The sequence below is a fragment of the Luteibacter sp. genome (genome assembly GCF_009912395.1).
Lineage (GTDB): Bacteria > Pseudomonadota > Gammaproteobacteria > Xanthomonadales > Rhodanobacteraceae > Luteibacter.
In genome coordinates, this window is sequence record NZ_WNDO01000001.1 from 369,318 (window position 1) to 386,063 (window position 16,746).

Annotated in this window: 16 protein-coding genes; 9 read left to right on the forward strand and 7 right to left on the reverse strand. The window is 65.9% G+C overall.

Annotated features, from left to right (window positions below; genetic code table 11):
* Positions 1-2: 2 nt before the first annotated feature.
* The 3 genes from GAK28_RS01945 to GAK28_RS01955 are packed head-to-tail and all read right to left on the reverse strand — an operon-like array spanning position 3 to position 2,163.
* Positions 3-737 carry an ABC transporter permease subunit gene (locus GAK28_RS01945; protein WP_291774286.1) on the reverse strand — a complete coding sequence of 245 codons (735 nt, stop codon included), beginning with the start codon at positions 735-737 and terminating at the stop codon, positions 3-5.
* Positions 734-1,669, reverse strand: a complete 936-nt coding sequence (locus GAK28_RS01950; protein ID WP_291774291.1) for an ABC transporter ATP-binding protein — start codon at positions 1,667-1,669, stop codon at positions 734-736. The genes GAK28_RS01945 and GAK28_RS01950 overlap by 4 nt, the downstream gene beginning before the upstream one ends.
* Before the next feature lie 29 nt (positions 1,670-1,698).
* On the reverse strand, positions 1,699-2,163 hold the full coding sequence (locus GAK28_RS01955) for an Lrp/AsnC family transcriptional regulator (RefSeq protein WP_291774294.1): 465 nt from the start codon (positions 2,161-2,163) through the stop codon (positions 1,699-1,701).
* Positions 2,164-2,288: 125 nt separating this feature from the next.
* Between GAK28_RS01955 and GAK28_RS01960 the strand changes: the two genes are divergently transcribed.
* Positions 2,289-3,983, forward strand: coding sequence for a thiamine pyrophosphate-binding protein (locus GAK28_RS01960; protein ID WP_291774297.1), 1,695 nt, complete (start codon positions 2,289-2,291; stop codon positions 3,981-3,983).
* A 118-nt stretch (positions 3,984-4,101) separates the two neighbouring features.
* Here the strand turns inward: GAK28_RS01960 and GAK28_RS01965 are convergent, their stop codons facing one another.
* The 3 genes from GAK28_RS01965 to GAK28_RS01975 form a co-directional block, all read right to left on the reverse strand.
* The gene (locus tag GAK28_RS01965; RefSeq protein WP_291774300.1) at positions 4,102-5,451 is read right to left on the reverse strand and encodes a polyketide cyclase; all 1,350 of its coding nucleotides are present in this window, start codon (positions 5,449-5,451) and stop codon (positions 4,102-4,104) included.
* A gap of 226 nt (positions 5,452-5,677) precedes the next feature.
* Positions 5,678-6,319, reverse strand: coding sequence for a response regulator transcription factor (locus GAK28_RS01970; protein WP_144915358.1), 642 nt, complete (start codon positions 6,317-6,319; stop codon positions 5,678-5,680).
* Positions 6,316-7,578: a sensor histidine kinase gene (locus GAK28_RS01975; protein ID WP_291774312.1), complete on the reverse strand. Its 1,263-nt coding sequence runs from the start codon at positions 7,576-7,578 to the stop codon at positions 6,316-6,318. The genes GAK28_RS01970 and GAK28_RS01975 overlap by 4 nt, the downstream gene beginning before the upstream one ends.
* Before the next feature lie 190 nt (positions 7,579-7,768).
* Here GAK28_RS01975 and GAK28_RS01980 point away from each other — a divergent pair, with 190 nt between their 5' ends.
* The 5 genes from GAK28_RS01980 to GAK28_RS02000 are packed head-to-tail and all read left to right on the forward strand — an operon-like array spanning position 7,769 to position 10,725.
* Positions 7,769-8,365, forward strand: coding sequence for a GNAT family N-acetyltransferase (locus tag GAK28_RS01980; RefSeq protein WP_291774316.1), 597 nt, complete (start codon positions 7,769-7,771; stop codon positions 8,363-8,365).
* Positions 8,362-9,135, forward strand: a complete 774-nt coding sequence (minC, locus tag GAK28_RS01985; protein ID WP_291774319.1) for a septum site-determining protein MinC — start codon at positions 8,362-8,364, stop codon at positions 9,133-9,135. The genes GAK28_RS01980 and minC overlap by 4 nt, the downstream gene beginning before the upstream one ends.
* A gap of 35 nt (positions 9,136-9,170) precedes the next feature.
* A complete protein-coding gene (gene minD / locus GAK28_RS01990) occupies positions 9,171-9,983 on the forward strand; it encodes a septum site-determining protein MinD (protein ID WP_291774323.1) in 813 nt (270 codons plus the stop codon).
* Between the two features lie 2 nt (positions 9,984-9,985).
* Positions 9,986-10,249, forward strand: coding sequence for a cell division topological specificity factor MinE (gene minE / locus GAK28_RS01995; protein ID WP_291774327.1), 264 nt, complete (start codon positions 9,986-9,988; stop codon positions 10,247-10,249).
* On the forward strand, positions 10,246-10,725 hold the full coding sequence (locus GAK28_RS02000; RefSeq protein WP_291774330.1) for a hypothetical protein: 480 nt from the start codon (positions 10,246-10,248) through the stop codon (positions 10,723-10,725). The genes minE and GAK28_RS02000 overlap by 4 nt, the downstream gene beginning before the upstream one ends.
* A gap of 232 nt (positions 10,726-10,957) precedes the next feature.
* On the opposite strand, the gene GAK28_RS02005 is transcribed toward GAK28_RS02000, so the two are convergent.
* Complete coding sequence (locus GAK28_RS02005; RefSeq protein ID WP_291774333.1) at positions 10,958-12,226, reverse strand: multidrug effflux MFS transporter; 1,269 nt, start codon at positions 12,224-12,226, stop codon at positions 10,958-10,960.
* A gap of 369 nt (positions 12,227-12,595) precedes the next feature.
* Between GAK28_RS02005 and crcB the strand changes: the two genes are divergently transcribed.
* Genes crcB through GAK28_RS02020 form a run of 3 tightly spaced genes read left to right on the forward strand, consistent with a single transcriptional unit; the run spans position 12,596 to position 15,829 of the window.
* The gene (crcB, locus tag GAK28_RS02010) at positions 12,596-12,988 is read left to right on the forward strand and encodes a fluoride efflux transporter CrcB (protein WP_291774336.1); all 393 of its coding nucleotides are present in this window, start codon (positions 12,596-12,598) and stop codon (positions 12,986-12,988) included.
* A 46-nt stretch (positions 12,989-13,034) separates the two neighbouring features.
* On the forward strand, positions 13,035-14,156 hold the full coding sequence (cfa, locus tag GAK28_RS02015) for a cyclopropane fatty acyl phospholipid synthase (RefSeq protein WP_291774339.1): 1,122 nt from the start codon (positions 13,035-13,037) through the stop codon (positions 14,154-14,156).
* Positions 14,157-14,194: 38 nt separating this feature from the next.
* On the forward strand, positions 14,195-15,829 hold the full coding sequence (locus tag GAK28_RS02020) for an MFS transporter (RefSeq protein WP_291774342.1): 1,635 nt from the start codon (positions 14,195-14,197) through the stop codon (positions 15,827-15,829).
* The last annotated feature ends 917 nt before the right edge of the window (positions 15,830-16,746 follow it).

The following is a 16,746-nucleotide window of genomic DNA, read 5'->3' on the forward strand; positions in this document are numbered from 1 at the left end:
TCTCAGCGCGTCCTCTTCAGGTCGAGGACGACCACGCTGGCCCCCAGCCACGCCACGATGGTGGCGAAGAAGTAGACCAGGTCGCGCAAGTCCAGCACGCCGCGCGCGATCGCGTTCGCATGGCGGAACAGGCTCACCTGTCCCATCGCGCCGATCAGCTTCGGTGGCACCGTGTCCTGGAGGAAATCCAGCACCTGGGGCTGGCCCACCAGCAACAGTACGAAGCACACGCTGGCGGTGAGGATGAAGGCCACGATCTGGCTGCGGGTCAACGTCGACATGCAGGTGCCGATGGCGATGAAGGCACCGGCCATCAGCCAACTGCCCACGTAGCCCGCGAGGATCACCCCGTTGTCGGGGTCGCCGAGGTAATTCACCGTGATCCAGATAGGAAGCGTCAGCACGAGGCAGATGCCGATGAAGCCCCAGGCCGCGAGGAACTTGCCGAGCACCGCCTGGGAGATCGACACGGGCAGGGAGAACAGCAGCTCCAGCGTGCCAGACGCGCGTTCCTCGGCCCACATGGGCATGGTCACGGCCGGCACCAGCACCAGGTAAAGCCAGGGATGCATGTCGAAGAACGGTTGCAGGTCGGCCAGGCCGCGATCGTAGAAATCACCGGTGTAAAACGTGAGGAACCCGGCCATGACCAGGAAGATCACCATGAAGACATACGCGACGGGCGTGACGAAGTAGCCGGACAGTTCGCGGCGGGTAATGGCGAGCACCGGACTCATGCGTGACCACCCCGCGGCAGCGTCGTGATCTGCCGGAACACCTCGTCGAGGCGGCCCCGCTCCAGCTGGATTTCCGAGATCTCCAGGTTCTGCGTGCGCAGCAGGGTCTGCACGTCTTCCAGGATGGGCTGCCCGGGCTTCGGAAACACGGTCACGCGACCGTCCAGCGGATCGACCTCCACCATCGACACACCGGGAATACGTGCCAGCATCTCGCGCGACACGCCACTGCCCTGGGCACTGAATGACACGGCGCCATGGTAGCGGGAGCGTGCTTCCAGCTCGGCGGGCGTAGCATCGGCCAGCAGCTTGCCGTTGGCGATGATCGCCACCCGATTGCACAAGGCATGCACCTCTTCGAGCAGGTGCGTGGAGATCAGGATCGTGCGCTCACGCGCCATGGCGTCGATGAGCATGCGCACCGAGTGTTTCTGGTTGGGATCGAGACCGTCGGTCGGCTCGTCGAGCATCAGCACCGGCGGATCGTGCAGGATCGCCTGCGCCAGGCCCACGCGACGGCGCAATCCCTTGGACAGCGTGCCGATGGTCTGTTCCAGCACCTCCTCCAATTCCAGCCGCATCACCACTTCGTCGAAACGACGATAGGCGACATCGCTATCGAGGCCGCGGACACGCACCATGAAGTCGAGGAATTCGCGCACGGTCATTTCACCGTAGCTGGGCGCGCCTTCCGGCAGGTAACCCAGCGCCCGCTTGGCGGCCAGGGGCTCCTTGCGCACATCGTGACCGCAGACCCGCGCCGTGCCCGAAGTGGGCGTGAGGAATCCGGCGATCATGCGCATCGCGGTGGACTTGCCGGCGCCATTGGGGCCCAGCAGACCCACTACTTGCCCGGGCTCGGCACGCAGCGTCAGGGAGTCGACCGCGGTCAGCGGGCCATAGCAACGGGTGAGTCGTTCGGTCTCGATCATTACCCGCAGTGTAGCCCTGGCTGTTCCACTTACAAAGGCAGCTCCGTGGACAGCTTGACCTTCTGCATGGGGATGTCCGTCTTCACCGTCTGCACTCCGTTGGCGCGCGTCAGATGCGTGCTCTGGAACCGCCGATAGGCGTCGATATCCGCCGCCACGACGCGCAGCAGGGCATCGCATTCCCCCGCCATGATGTAGCACTCCATCACCTGGGGCAGACGACGCATCGCCTCGGCGAAATGCTCGACCGTCTCCGCATCCTGGGCCACGAGCGAGATCCTCGCGAACATCGTCATGCCGAAGCCGATCCGCGCGGGATCCAGAAGCGCCACGTAGCGTTCGATGACGCCGTCGTCCTCCAGTCGTCGGACCCTGCGCAGACACGGCGAGGGCGACAGGCCCACCGTCTCGGCGAGCTGGAGGTTCTGTAGCCGACCGTCGTGCTGCAAGGCACGGAGGATCGCCAGATCGGTGGCATCAAACGTGATGGGCATGAGATTTCTCCAAAATCGATATCAACAGCATAGGATGCTACTCATATCGGAATTCATGGATTAATAGCAATCGCATTTCGGCACTTGAAGGGTAAATTATTTCATCCCCTTCAAAGAGATTCACCATGTCGACAGGCCTCCCCTCTTCCGCCAGCGCCGGGCTTCGACGCGGTGCCGATCTCTTCGTGGAGGTGCTGCAAAGCGAAGGCGTGCGACATGTCTTCGGCAATCCCGGAACGACGGAGCTGCCCCTGCTGGACGCCCTGGCCAGCACCGCCGGCATCGACTACGTCCTTGGCCTGCAGGAAACCTCGGTGGTGGCGATGGCCGACGGTTATGCACAGGCGTCCGGCCGCCCGGGCATCGTCAACCTGCATACGGCGGGCGGTCTCGGTCACGCCATGGGAGCCATCCTCAACGCCCGGATGGCGAACACCCCGCTGGTCATCACGGCCGGCCAGCAGGACACCCGGCACGGGGTGACCGATCCGCTACTGCACGGCGACTTGGTCGCCATGGCCCGCCCGAACGTCAAATGGGCGGAGGAAATCCAACATGACGAACACATACCCATGCTGCTGCGTCGTGCGATGCAGGACTGCCGCACCGGACCCGCCGGCCCTGTCTTCCTGTCGTTGCCGATCGATACGATGGAGCGCCCCACAGAAGCGGCGAGTGGTCAAAAGGCGCGGATCGAGAGGCGGATAATAGCCGGCTCCCTCGAAGAAATGACCGCGATCCTCGCGTCGATCGAACCCGGGCGACTAGCCATCGTCGTCGGCGACGAGGTGGTGCCATCGGGCGCGGACGCCGAGGCCGTTGAGCTGGCCGAGGTCCTCGGCGCCCCGGTCTTCGGTCCGTCCTGGCCCGGCCATATCCCCTTTCCGACCGCCCATCCCCAGTGGCGGGGGACACTGCCCCCGAAGGCCTCCGATATGCGCGAGGCGCTTTTGGGGTTCGAGGCCGTGTTCCTCATCGGCGGCCATGCGCTGATCGGCTATCTCTATTCGCCAGGGCCTGCCCTGCCGCCGGGCTGCCGCCTCCTGCAGCTCACCAGCGACGGCCATCAGTTGGGCCGCGTCCATGGCACGGCATTGGGCCTGGTGGGCGACATACGCTCTTCATTGCAGTCCCTGCTGCCCCGATTGCGCGAGGCCATCGCGCCCATGGCGGAGGTGATCGGTACGCTACGCGACGCGGCTGTACGCGACAGGAATCAACGGCGTGTCCAGGTGGCCGACCGTGCGCGGCGTGAGTTCGACGCACCGGTGACCACGCCCTTCGTCGCTGCCCATGAAGCGATCAGGGCCATCGGTCCGGATATCTGGATCGTCGACGAGGCACCCGTCACGATCCCCCATGTCCGCACCTGCCTCGACTCTCACTCCGCCCGGCAATACCGCTTCACGCGCAGCGCAATCCTGGGATGGGGGATGCCCGCGGCGGTCGGCACCTCGCTGGGGCTCGATCGCAGTCCGGTCGTCTGCCTGGTGGGCGACGGGTCGGCGATGTATTCGCCGCAGGCCCTGTGGACCGCGGCCCATGAACGACTGCCGGTCACCTTCGTCGTGATGAACAACGGCGAGTACAACATTCTCAAGAACTACGCCCGGGGACAGTCGCATTACCGCAACGCGGGCACGAACCGCTTCATCGGCATGGATATCGCCGATCCCACCATAGACTTCCTCGCCCTTGCCACCTCGCTGGGCATTCCCAGTCGACGGATCGAGCGGGCAAGCGATATCGCAGGGGCGATCGAGGACGGCATCCGCTCGGGCCACCCCAACCTCATCGACCTACCGATCGGTGCTCCGTAGGAGCGCGCTTGCGCGCGATGGGGGCTCGCGGCACGCCTCATCGCGCGCAAGCGCGCTCCTACGGGCATAAAAAAAGCCCGCCGTTTCCGGCGGGCTTTTTGACTGGCTGAGGCCAGGATTACTTCGCGGCGGTGCTTGCCGGCGCCGGAGCGGTACCGGCGGCGGCCGGAGCCGAGGAGGCAGCGGCCGGGGCCGCGTCTTCCTGCTTGATGCCGGCTTCCTGTTCCGGGGTCTGGTCCGGGAGGTTGTCGCCCTGCAGCGGCAGGTAGATCTCGAACTTCTGGTCCTCGTAACCCTCGATGGTGCCGTGGTTGTTCGTCGGCGCCTTCACCTGGATGTCGTACGGACGGTAGGTGACGTCGTCGAACTTGTAACCATGGGTCTGCGAGTAGGCGGCGAGCATCTGGCGGGTCTGCGGGAGACCGGCGCCGGTGCCGTTCCATTCGGCCTTGAGGGCCTTGCCACCGAAGGCGAGGACGGCCTTGACGTTGCCGTCGACGATCACGCGACCGAGCTTGTCCTTGCTACCCGGGGTGGCGCCATCGGCGGCCGGCGCGGCACCGGCGGTCGAGGCCTCGGCCGGGGCGGCGTCGACGGACGCACGCTGGGCGGCGGTCAGCTCGACATCCTGGCCGTTGATCTTCAGCGTGGTGGCATCGATCTCGGCGGCCACGTCGAACGTGTAGTTCTGGTCGCCCCAGTTCGTGGTGAACGTGATGCGCGGGCTGACGATGTTCACGCCGAGCTTCTTGGCGGCCGCCTGGATTTCGGCCATGGCCTTGTCCGACGCGGTGTCCACGTCATCGAGCGTACGCGGGGCGGTGGTCGACACGAACAGGATCGGCTTGGCCGGCTGCTCGGCGATCGACGGCACCAGCTTGCTGTAGTCGATGTTCGGGATGGCAGCCATGACGTTCTGGAGGTTCGACAGGCTGAACTGGATCAGCGCGTCGGGGTCGCCATGGATGTAGAGGTTGGAGAAGCGGTCGACCAGGTTGAAGCCATAGCTGACGTCATAGGCCCAGTTCACCTTCACGAGCTTCTGGCTGCGGCCAGTGCGCTCGAGCTTGATGGTGAACTTCTTGTCGTGACCGCGCCAGCCGTTCTCCAGGTTCCAGACGATGACGCCCTTGCCGGCGTCGCTGATCTGGGCGAAGGAGGGGTCGATGGAAGCGATTTCGAGGGCGCCGTCGCCGATCTTCGGATCGGTGGCCTTCCAGGCAATCTTCGAACCCGGGCCGTAGGCCTTGCCGGACAGCTCGAACTGCATCTTCGGATCGAAGGTACGCAGGACGGTGTAGTCCGGGAAGCGACGGAAGTTACTGAAAACGTCGTAAACCTGGCGCAAGTCCTTGCTGATGAGCATTTCGCGCTCGACGTGTCCGGTCGAGGGCATCGCGACGCCGACTACGACGCCGAGGACGGCGACGATGAGGATGGCGACAATAAATTCTAACAGACGCGTCATTCCACGGTTCTCCGAACGTCTTTGAACAGGCTCCACGCGCGGTTGTGGACACCGGCGGTCACCCCTGGCGAATCGGCCCGTGGCAGGGGTTCGCCCGCGCCGAAAGGACTGATGGTACTTGCTCGCGACGGGGAACGCCATTGGGTCCCCTGCCCTTTTTTCCAAGCCGACACAAGTCGATTTTCGGCCGGCGGGGTGAAGGGGGTCACGCTTCGGTCAGCTTCTACTAGACAATGCCCAGTTCCAGGGCCTTCAGGACGGCCCGGGTGCGGTCGCGGACGCCCAGTTTGGAGAGGATATTGGACACGTGGTTCTTCACCGTGCCCTCGGCCACCCGCAGCGAATTGGCGATTTCCTTGTTGCTGTAGCCACCCGACAGCAGGCGCAGGATCTCGGTTTCGCGCTCGGTGAGCGGATCGGGCTGCTCGAGGCTGGTGAACTGGTTCTGGATGCGCCCCACCCCGGCGAGCAGGCGCTGGGTCACCATCGGGGCTACCAGGGAACCGCCGGCGGCCACGGTGCGCACGGCCTCCACCAGCTGATCGAGCGAGACGTCCTTGAGCAGGTAGCCGCGGGCACCGGCCTTCAGGCCCGACAGCACGAGCTGGTCGTCGTCGAAGGTGGTGAGGATGATGGTCGGCGGCAGCTCGTTGCGGCCACCGAGCGCCTGGAGGACTTCCAGGCCGCTCATGTTGGGCATGCGCAGGTCGAGGAGAACGACGTCGGGGCGCACCTGCGGGATCGTCTGCACGGCCTGGGCGCCGTCGGCGCATTCGGCCACGACGCGGATGTCGCCAGCGAGGTCGAGCAGCGAGCGGATGCCCTGGCGAACCAGGTTCTGGTCATCGACGAGACAGACGGAAATCATGATTGGCCCTCGGCAGGGGATGAGAGTTTGGCATGGGGCGCCGGGTCATGGTCATCCGCCAGCCCGTTATCGGACGACGAACGGAAAGGGGCATGGGCCAGCGTCGGTTCCACGCCCAACGGCAGGCGAGCCGTCAGGGCGAAACCGCCGGTGGGCCCCAGCCGGAAATCGAGGCTGCCGCCAAACTCGGCCAGCCGCTCGCGCATGCCGTTCAGGCCGTTGCCCGGTTGCAGCTGGCCGCCGCTGACACCGTCGTCCCGGGCGTCGAGGCAGAGCTCGTCCGGCCCCGTGTGGCGGAAGGTCAACCAGAGGTTGCGCGCGTTGGCGTGGCGCACGGTATTGGTCAGGATCTCCTGCACGCAGCGCAGCAGCATCTGCGCCCGACGCGGATCCTCGACACCGAAACGCTGGGGAATGCCCAGATGCACGGCCAGCCCCGGCACGCCCTCGGTGAGGCTGCGCAGGGCCTGAGTGAGATCGATGGCATCGTCCTGGCGCAGCTCGCTCACCACCTCGCGCACGTCGGCAAGCAGCTGCTTCGCCGTGCTCTGGGCCTTCAGCACGTGCCCGCGGGCCGTGTCGTTGGTGAGGTGGCTGGCCACTTCGAGGTTGAGGCTGAGCGCGGTCAGGTGATGGCCGACGAGGTCGTGCAGGTCGCGGGCGATGCGCATGCGCTCAGCGATGCGGGTGGATTCCGCCAGCAGCGCACGCGTGGCGCGTAGCTCCGAATTGAGCCGACGCAGTTCCTCGCGCTCCTCGGCCTGCTGGTTCGCCACCATCGAGGTGATGAACATCAGCGCGGAAAAGCCGAAATACAGGCAGGACTGCATCAAGGCCGCCAGGAACGGCACCGGGAAGCCCATGAACACGGGAATCAGCGCCAGATGGGCGAACACCATCCAGGCCATGCCGACGGGCACGCTGACCAGCCACGGCACCACCGAGGCCACGATGGTGAGCAACAGGGCCGCGAGGCCGCTCTTGCTGAGCACGCCGATCGCCAGCGCGGAGCCGGTGAGGATCAGCAGCACCGCCATGCGTGTCAGGCCGTCGACGCGCAGGCCCAGATCGCGGGTGAACAGCCAGTAGACCAGGCCGAACACGAGGTAGCACGCGGTCCACATGAGCAGGGCGACATCGCCGATCTGCCCCGGGCCGGTGCCGGCACGCTGCATGGAAAGCGGGAGGCCGACGCAGAGGAACACGAAGTACGTGGCGTACCTCAGCAGGCGGACGTGGTTGAGCTGCACCTTGGACATGCCGGGCATCATAGGGCTTTGACGCGGCACCGCCACCTGACGGATGGCACGGGACGGCGGCTGGCAAGCGTTGGCTTTACAACGGTTTTACATCTTTACCGGCACGCCACCACCCCGGCCGGCATGGCATAATGACGCGCATGCGGCGGCCCGGGGGCCGCCATTCCCGGAACCACCTGCGGAGCACTGAATGGCCCCTGCCATCCGCGACGTGCGCGAGCACGATCTGGACGCCGTGTTGGCAATGAACAACGCGGGCGACACCAGCATCCTCGCCATGGATGCCACCCGGCTACGCCACCTGTACGACATCGCCGATTATTTCCGCGTGGCCGAACAGGAAGGCCGCCTTCTCGGCTTTCTCATCGCCCTGCGCGAAAAAGCCGCCTACAACAGTCCGAACTACCGCTGGTTCCAGTCCCATTACGACAGCTTCGTGTACATCGATCGCATCGTGATTGCCCACGAGTCGCGTGGCCATGGGCTGGGCCGCATTTTTTACTGCGATGTACAGAGTTATGCCGAGGTACGTGTGCCACTCCTGACCTGCGAAGTCTTCCTTGAACCCCGCAACGACCAGACCGTGCTGTTCCACGGCACCATGGGCTTCCAGGAAGTCGGCCAGCAGAACATGGGCGAAACCGGCCCGAAGGTGAGCCTGCTCGCCCGCGAGCTGCCCAGCTTCCCCTTCGTGCGCGAGCGTTACCTGGAACACGGCGGCCTGCCCGATGTGGCCTGGCTGCGCGGACGCGAGCGTCCGGTCGACCGCAAGGGAGGCCATGCATGAGCGCCCGCGCCGAATCCCTCGAAGCCATCTGCGACCTGCGCTTTGGCCAGGTCGGCATCGCCTGCGTGCGCCTGCGCCGCGTCGATGCCGCCGCACTGGCGGAGGAACTGGAACGCCGCGTGCGCACGTCGCCGCAGATGTTCCAGCGCACGGCCGTGGTGCTCGATCTCTCGCACCTGCCGCGCCTGCCGGACGACGGCATGGTCGACGCACTGCTCGAAGCGATCCGCAGCGCCGGCATGTTGCCGGTGGGCCTGGCCTACGGCACCAGCGAGACCGAAGCGCTCGCCGAGCGCATGGATCTGCCGCTGATCGCCAAGTTCCGCGCCCAATACGAACCGGCTCAGGCCGGTGCCATGCCGGTGCCCGCACCGGCACCGATCCGTGAATCCGCCGCGTCGGCCCCGCCGCCGTCGGCCGCCTTCGAGCCCGCTGCGCCGTCCACGGCGCAGCAGCACGTCGGCAACACCGTGCGCTCAGGCCAGCAGGTCTACGCGCGCGATCGCGATCTCGTGGTGATGACCCCGGTGGCCAATGGCGCCGAAGTCATCGCCGACGGCTCCATCCATGTGTACGGACCGCTACGCGGCCGCGCCATGGCGGGAGCCCAGGGGGACGAGACGGCACGCATCTTCTGCACCGACTTCCGCGCCGAGCTGGTCGCGATCGCCGGGCATTACCGCGTGTTCGAGGACATCCCCAAGGAACTCGAGGGCCAGGCGGTGCAATGCTGGCTCGATAATGGAAAACTCATGATCGCGCGCCTCTGACGCCGGTCCTTACCTTATTTTCGCGGAGACATCCTTTGACTGAAATCATCGTCGTCACCTCCGGCAAGGGCGGAGTCGGCAAGACCACCACCAGCGCCTCCCTCGCCACCGGCCTCGCCATCGAAGGCAAGAAGGTCGCCGTCATCGACTTCGACGTCGGCCTGCGCAACCTCGACCTCATCATGGGCTGCGAGCGCCGTGTGGTGTACGACTTCGTCAACGTCGTGCATGGCGAGGCCACGCTCAAGCAGGCCCTGATCAAGGACAAGCGCTACGAGACTCTCTATGTGCTCGCCGCGTCGCAAACCCGCGACAAGGACGCACTGACCCAGGAAGGCGTCGAGAAGGTCCTCGAGGAACTGGCCAAGGAAAACTTCGACTTCGTCGTCTGCGACTCTCCCGCCGGTATCGAGAAGGGGGCGCACCTGGCGATGTATTTCGCCGACCACGCCGTGGTCGTGGTGAATCCGGAAGTTTCCTCGGTCCGCGATTCGGATCGCATCCTGGGCCTGCTCTCCAGCAAGACCCGCCGCGCTGAAAAGGGCGAAGCGCCGATCAAGCAGCACCTGCTGCTGACCCGCTACAACCCGAACCGCGTCGAAGCCGGCGAGATGCTCAGCGTGAAGGACGTCGAGGAAATCCTCGGCATCTCCGTGGTCGGCGTCATCCCGGAATCGGAGAACGTGCTGGCCGCGTCGAACGCCGGCGTGCCGGTGATCCTCGACGACAATTCCCAGGCTGGACACGCGTACAAGGACACGGTCGCCCGTATCCTCGGCAACGAACGTCCGCTGCGCTTCCTCGACCCGGTCAAGAAGGGCTTCTTCCAGCGCGTGTTCGGAGGCTAAGCATGGGCATCCTCGATTTCCTGAAGCGCAAACCCGAACCGAGCGCAGGCGTCGCCAGAGAGCGACTGCGCATCATCGTCGCCCAGGAGCGCTCGACGCGCGGCGGTCCCGACTACCTGCCGCTGCTGCGCAACGAGCTGCTGGAAGTGATCCGCAAGTACGTCAACGTCGACGTCGAGGCCGTGAACATCAACCTCGAACGCGACAGCGGTCACGAAGTGCTCGAACTTTCGGTCGCCCTGCCGGAAGGCAAGACCGGCGCATGAACGTCCCCGATCCCGCCGACGCGGTGCTCCGCGTCGGCGACATCGGCTTCGACGAACCGCGCACCCTGCTCGCCACCCATGGCCTCGACCTCGTGGCCGTGGGCGATGGCGACACCATTCCCGGCAGCTACTGGGGCGACACCGAGGCCGGCATCATCGGCACCACGGTCTATGCGCGGGCGGACACCCCGGTGCATTCGCTGCTCCACGAAGCCTGCCATCTCATCGTGCTGCCGGACGACCGGCGCGCGCTGGTGCATACCGACGCCACCGATTCCATCGAGGAAGAGGACGCCACCTGCTACCTGCAGATCGTGCTCGGCGGGCATCTGCCATCCGTGGGCTCGACGCGCGTCATGGACGACATGGATCGCTGGGGTTACACGTACCGGCTCGGCTCCACGAAGGCGTGGTTCGAACAGGACGCCGAGGAAGCGAAGGCCTTCCTGCTCGCTCGCGGCCTCCCCGTCGCCTGATCAAATGACGCGCTAAAAGCCCACCTACCGTCGTTCCAGCGAACGCTGGAACCCAGCGCGAAGCGATCGGTTATCGCGTCGCGGCCTCCTACGTAAAGCCGATGCGGCGCCCTCGCCCTACTGGCAAACCGAGGCGCTGGGTTCCTGTTTTCACAGGAACGACGAGCTCGCGAACCGTCGTTCCAGCGAACGCTGGAACCCAGCGCCCCGGTTCGCCAGCATCGCAACAAGCTCACATCGGCTCGTCAGCCTCGATCTCGGCCGCCACCTCGGCGGCGGCCGCTGCCTTGGCCTGGGCGACGCGACGTCGTTCCATCGCCACGTACCACACCCACCCCGACAGACCGAGCAGACACAGGGCGGTCCCACCCAAGGCTAGTACCAGCATGTCGCTGGAAAGCATCGGCGAGAGCACGCCCGCAACGAAGGCCGTCATCATCAGGCTGCCGAAGGTCTGCATCGACGAGGCGTTGCCGCGCTGCTCGGGAAACCGGTCGAGCAACAAGATGGCCAGCGTCGGGAAGGCAATCTGCACGCCGCAACCATAGAGGGCCAGCGGCAGCGTGGACCACGGCACACGCGGATGGTCGAGCGCCAGCGCCAGGATGATGTTGAGCGCGCACGAGGACAGCATCGCCACGTAGCCCCAACCCACCGTGCGGATCGCACTCACCCGGCCGGCGACACGGCCGGAAATGAAGGCACCGCTGACCATGCCCACCACCACCGGAACAAACAGCCAGGGAAAGCCGTCGGCTCCCAGGTGCAGCACGTCGCGGATCAGATGCGGAGCCGAGGCGATGTAGAGGAACAGCCCCGAGAAGTTGATCGAGCCGGCGATCGCCAGGGGCCAGAACGGCCGGTCGCCGAGGATCTGCAGGTAACCGCGCATCAGCGGGCGCGGCCGGAACACCGTGCGCTTTTCCACCGGGTGGGATTCGTCCAGGTAGCGCCAGGTCGCGGCCACCAGCAGCACGGTGAACCCGCACAGCGCCCAGAACATGCCACGCCATCCGTCGATACCCAGCAGCCACGCGCCGACGATGGGCGCGATGGCCAGCGCGATACCGAAGATCATCATCACCTTCGACATCATGCGCTGCGCGTCTTCGCCGTTCATCGTGTCGCGGACCACCGCCCGCCCCACGACGATGCCGGCGCCACCGCAGATACCCTGGAGGATGCGGCAGGCGACCAGGAAGCCGAAGCTCGTCGCCAACGCGGCGCCCAGCGACGCCACCGCGTAGACCGCCATGGCGATCACGATCACGGGCTTGCGGCCATAAGCGTCCGAGATCGCCCCATGGAACAGGCTCATCACGCCGTAGGCCATGAGATAGACGCTGAGCAGCTGCTGCAGCGCGACCTCGCCCACGGAGAACGATGTCCCGATATCCGGGAAGCCCGGAAAGATGGCGTCGATGGAGAACGGCCCGATCATGGTCAGGGCCGCGAGCAGGAACGGCAGATAGCGCCGCGAATCGCGGGGCGCGAGAGTCATGCGACTGGATTTCTATACGGGGATAGGAAATCAGTATATAGGCAATTCCACCGGCCCCTCACGTCTTCGCAGCGGGCAAGCCGATGTGCCCGTGTCGTGATGCTGACGGACCGGGGCGCTGGGTTCCAGCGTTCGCTGGAACGACGGTCTCCCAGACCTCGTCGTTCCTGTGAAAACAGGAACCCAGCGCCCCGGTTCGCCAGCACGGAGAGGGCGCTGCATCGGCTTTTGCGTAGGAGGCCTCGACGCGATAACCGATCGCCCCGCGCTGGGTTCCAGCGTTCGCTGGAACGACGGGCGGCCGGCCGCCCTCGCCGGACCGACCGGAAAGGCAGATAATCGGGGACATCGATCCATCTCGGGGGTAACGTGGGTTACACCGGATTCCTGGCCGTCGGCATCGGCGGCGTCCTGGGCTGCTGGCTTCGCTGGTGGCTGGCCATCGTGCTCAACCCGATCTCACCCAACGTACCGCTGGGGACGCTCGCGGCCAACCTGGTCGGCGGCCTGTTGATGGGTGTCGCACTCGGCGTGTTCGACCATTTCCAGTCGCTGCCCACCGAGGCCCGACTGCTGGTGGCTACAGGGTTCCTCGGCGGCCTAACCACCTTCTCCACCTTTTCCGCGGAGGCTACCGGCCTGCTGCTGCGTGCGCAGTACGCCTGGTTCGTCGGCCACGTGGCGCTGAACCTGTTCGGCTCGCTGATCATGACGATCGGCGGCCTCATGATCACACGCGGGGTACTCAGGCACTTCAGCTAGCGTCAGGCCGCGCGGGGCGGCACGAGGGTCAGACGGGAATCAGGACATGCACAACGATTCGTCTCTCAAGGCACGCGCTCAATCCCTCCTCGAACAGGCCGGCGTCACGATCGGGGGGAAACGTCCCACCGACATCGTCGTCCACGATGAACGCACCTATGCGCGCGTCTTCGCCCACGGCTCGCTCGGACTCGGCGAGGCCTACATGGACGGCTGGTGGGACACCGCCGACCTGCCCGGCTTCTTCAACCGGGTGCTGACCTCGCATCTGGACCAGTCACTACGCACGCTCGACACCTTGCTCATGCACCTGCGCGCCCGCTTCATGAACATGCAGCGCGGCGACCACGCCTGGGATGTCGGCCGCCAGCACTACGACCTGGGTAACGACCTGTTCGAGGCCATGCTCGGCCAGCGCCTGGTCTACTCCTGCGGCTACTGGGCCGATGCGGACAACCTCGACGATGCGCAGGAAGCAAAGCTCGACCTGATCTGCCGCAAGCTCCAGCTCCGCGAAGGCCAGCATGTGCTTGATATCGGCTGCGGCTGGGGCGAGGCACTGAAATACGCCGCCGAACGCTACGGCGTGAGCGGCGTTGGCGTCACCGTCTCGAAGGAACAGGCCGACTATGCACGGGAGCTCTGCAAGGGCCTCCCCATCGAGATCCGCCTGCAGGACTACCACCAGCTCGACGAGCCCTTCGACGCGGTGCTGTCCGTAGGGATGTTCGAACACGTGGGCCAGAAGAACTACCGTAGCTGGTTCGAGGTGACGCGTCGCTGCCTGAAACCGGATGGCCTCGCCCTGCTCCACTGCATCGGCAGCAACGGCCACCCGGGACGCCCGGACCCGTGGATCGAGAAGTACATCTTCCCCAACTCGGTCATCCCCGCGATGAGCCAGGTGGCGACCGCGCTGGAAGATCTCTTCATCGTGGAGGACTGGCACAACTTCGGTCCCGACTACGACCGTACGCTGATGGCCTGGCTCGCGAACATCGACCGCGCGTGGCCGGATCTGGGCACCCGCTACGACGAGCGCTTCCGCCGCATGTGGCATTTCTACCTGGGCTGCTCGGCCGGCGTGTTCCGCAGCCGGCGCGACCAGCTCTGGCAGCTGACGCTCTCGCCGAACGGCGTCCGAGGTGGCTACCGCGTGCCGCGCTGAAGACATAACGACGACTTTCGCCCCGGTAGGGTCCGTCGATGGCCGAGACACCGGGACAGCACGGCGAACCGATCATGGAGAGCGATGTCCCCGCGCGGCTGGACCGCCTGCGCTGGGGGCGTTTCCACACCCTGGTCGCCGTGGCGCTGGGCATCACCTGGGTGCTCGATGGCCTGGAAGTGACCATCACCGGATCGATCGCCGGTGCGCTGAAATCCAGCCCGGTCCTCCACCTCACGGACGAACAGGTCGGCCTCGCCGGCAGCCTGTATCTGGTCGGCGCGGTGCTCGGCGCGCTGTTCTTTGGCTGGCTGACCGACCGCCTGGGGCGCAAGAAGCTCTTCACTATCACCCTGGGCCTGTACCTCACGGCCACGGCCGCGACCGCGCTGTCGCCGGACTTCACCACTTTCGTGATCTTCCGCCTGCTCACGGGCGCCGGTATCGGCGGCGAGTACGCGGCGATCAATTCCGCCATCCAGGAACTGATCCCGGCGCGGTACCGCGGCCATACCGATCTGGTCATCAACGGCAGTTTCTGGATCGGCGCGGCGCTGGGCGCGCTCGGCGCCGTTGGCCTGCTCGACACCGGCTGGGTGTCCGCCGAGATCGGCTGGCGCCTGACCTTCGGCATCGGGGCCGTGCTCGGCCTGGGCATCCTGCTGCTACGCCGGTGGATACCGGAAAGCCCACGCTGGCTGATGTTGCACGGACGCATTGCCGAGGCAAACGCGGTAGTCGCCGATATCGAGCGACGGCTCGGCGTGGCCCCGCCGACCGAGGCCTTGCCGGTGCTCCGCCTGCATCCGCATTCGCTCACGCTTGCCGATGTCGCACGCACGCTCTTTCGCGGGTACCCGCGGCGCACCGTGCTCGGCGTGGTGTTGATGGCAACCCAGGCCTTCTTCTACAACGCAATCTTCTTCACCTACGCCCTGGTACTCGGCCGCTTCTATGGCGTATCCGATGCCAGCGTCGGTCTCTACCTGCTGCCGTTCGCCGCCGGCAATTTCCTCGGCCCACTGCTGCTGGGACGGCTGTTCGATACATGGGGACGCCGGCCCATGATCGTCACGACCTATGCGCTTTCCGGCCTGCTGCTCTTCGCGACCGCGTGGCTGTTCGTCCATGGCTGGCTCGACGCGCGCACGCAGACCATCGCGTGGAGCATCGTGTTCTTCTTCGCCTCGGCGGCGGCGAGTTCCGCCTACCTCACGGTCAGCGAGAGTTTCCCGCTCGAACTACGCGCGCTGGCAATCGCGCTGTTCTATGCGTTCGGCACCGCGCTCGGTGGCGTGGGCGGCCCCTGGTTGTTCGGCACGCTGATCGGCAGCGGCGAACGCACCTCCATCGGCTGGGGATACGCGTTGGGCGCATCCCTCATGCTGATCGGTGCGCTCGCGGCGTGGCTACTTGGAATCGCAGCCGAGCGGCGATCCCTCGAGGACGTCGCCGCCCCCTCGGACGGGCGCGCTGAATCGCGCAGGTGGCGCTTGGCCATGTCCGTCACGAATCGCAACGCGGGCCGCGGATCGTCCAGGCGAAAGGTATGCAGGCAGGCGCCACTCCACTGCGCCAGCACCTGCGACCAGGGCAGCGACTGGCGCTTGCGCAGCGCCCGTACGGAGGCGAGGTCGTGGTACAGGTCCACGCAACGCTTCGCTTCCGGGTAATGCCGCAGGGCACGCGTCACGGGCATGCCCAGCGCATCCTGCCATGCCATCTCGCAGACGTTCACGCCGTTGCGCGCGGCGAATTCTACGTACGTCCACGCGCGTGTGTTCACCTCGAGAATGCGGAACTCGCCGTCGCGTGGATCGCGCTTGAACTCCGCGCTGAAGATGCCCCGGTAATGCAGTCCGTCCAGCAAATGGCGCAGGTGGCGCAATGCTTCGGGGACATCGGACAGCGGCACCGAAACGCAGCAGGAACTGTTGCCGAAGTCCGGCGGCGACATGTGCAGGCGCTGGCGCGCGAACACCCCCACGTAGTCGCCGTGCAGGTCGCGGAAACCGTCGATAAAGAAATGTTCGGTCGCCGGCCCGGGGACGTACTCCTGCGCCATCACCTCGAAACCCTGCGCATGCAGCCGCAGCCAGGTCTCGCGCAGCTCGTCGCGCCGCGTCACCCATAGCCCCTTCACGCCGATCACGTCGCTAAAGCGCTGCGAATTGACCGGTTTGACGAACACGCGATCCAATTCACCGAAAGGAATCCGCTCGACATCATCGAGCGAAGCGAGCCGGTAGGTGCGCGGATGCGAGATGCCCTTATCCGCAAGATGGGCGGCGAACGCCGCCTTGTCCTGGAGCAGTGCCTGTACCCCCCGGGTGGACGTGCTCACCAGAAAGCGATGCCCCAGCAGCGATTCGGCAAGTTCGCTGGCCCACAGGGCGGCATCGTCCGCGCCGGGCACGATCACCGCCTTCTCGATCGGCATCGCATCCAGCGCCGCATAGGCCTGGGGACCCGGGCGACCATCCCATGGCGTATCGCCCGGCGTCGGGCGGTACCAGCGGGAACGGGTCACCAGGTCGTCCGCCGGTGCGGCGACATATACGGGGATGTTGGCCATGCGCAGGCTGCGCAG

Bases quoted from the DNA above. Each gene is read 5' to 3' on its own strand.
- cfa (WP_291774339.1), top strand. From the start codon at position 13,035: ATGCACAACGATTCGTCTCTCAAGGCACGCGCTCAATCCCTCCTCGAA.
- GAK28_RS01975 (WP_291774312.1), bottom strand. From the start codon at position 7,578: ATGTCCAAGGTGCAGCTCAACCACGTCCGCCTGCTGAGGTACGCCACG.
- GAK28_RS01955 (WP_291774294.1), bottom strand. From the start codon at position 2,163: ATGCCCATCACGTTTGATGCCACCGATCTGGCGATCCTCCGTGCCTTG.
- GAK28_RS01945 (WP_291774286.1), bottom strand. From the start codon at position 737: ATGAGTCCGGTGCTCGCCATTACCCGCCGCGAACTGTCCGGCTACTTC.
- minC (WP_291774319.1), top strand. From the start codon at position 8,362: ATGAGCGCCCGCGCCGAATCCCTCGAAGCCATCTGCGACCTGCGCTTT.
- GAK28_RS01980 (WP_291774316.1), top strand. From the start codon at position 7,769: ATGGCCCCTGCCATCCGCGACGTGCGCGAGCACGATCTGGACGCCGTG.
- minE (WP_291774327.1), top strand. From the start codon at position 9,986: ATGGGCATCCTCGATTTCCTGAAGCGCAAACCCGAACCGAGCGCAGGC.
- GAK28_RS01950 (WP_291774291.1), bottom strand. From the start codon at position 1,669: ATGATCGAGACCGAACGACTCACCCGTTGCTATGGCCCGCTGACCGCG.
- GAK28_RS01970 (WP_144915358.1), bottom strand. From the start codon at position 6,319: ATGATTTCCGTCTGTCTCGTCGATGACCAGAACCTGGTTCGCCAGGGC.
- GAK28_RS01960 (WP_291774297.1), top strand. From the start codon at position 2,289: ATGTCGACAGGCCTCCCCTCTTCCGCCAGCGCCGGGCTTCGACGCGGT.
- GAK28_RS02005 (WP_291774333.1), bottom strand. From the start codon at position 12,226: ATGACTCTCGCGCCCCGCGATTCGCGGCGCTATCTGCCGTTCCTGCTC.
- GAK28_RS02000 (WP_291774330.1), top strand. From the start codon at position 10,246: ATGAACGTCCCCGATCCCGCCGACGCGGTGCTCCGCGTCGGCGACATC.
- GAK28_RS01965 (WP_291774300.1), bottom strand. From the start codon at position 5,451: ATGACGCGTCTGTTAGAATTTATTGTCGCCATCCTCATCGTCGCCGTC.
- GAK28_RS02020 (WP_291774342.1), top strand. From the start codon at position 14,195: ATGGCCGAGACACCGGGACAGCACGGCGAACCGATCATGGAGAGCGAT.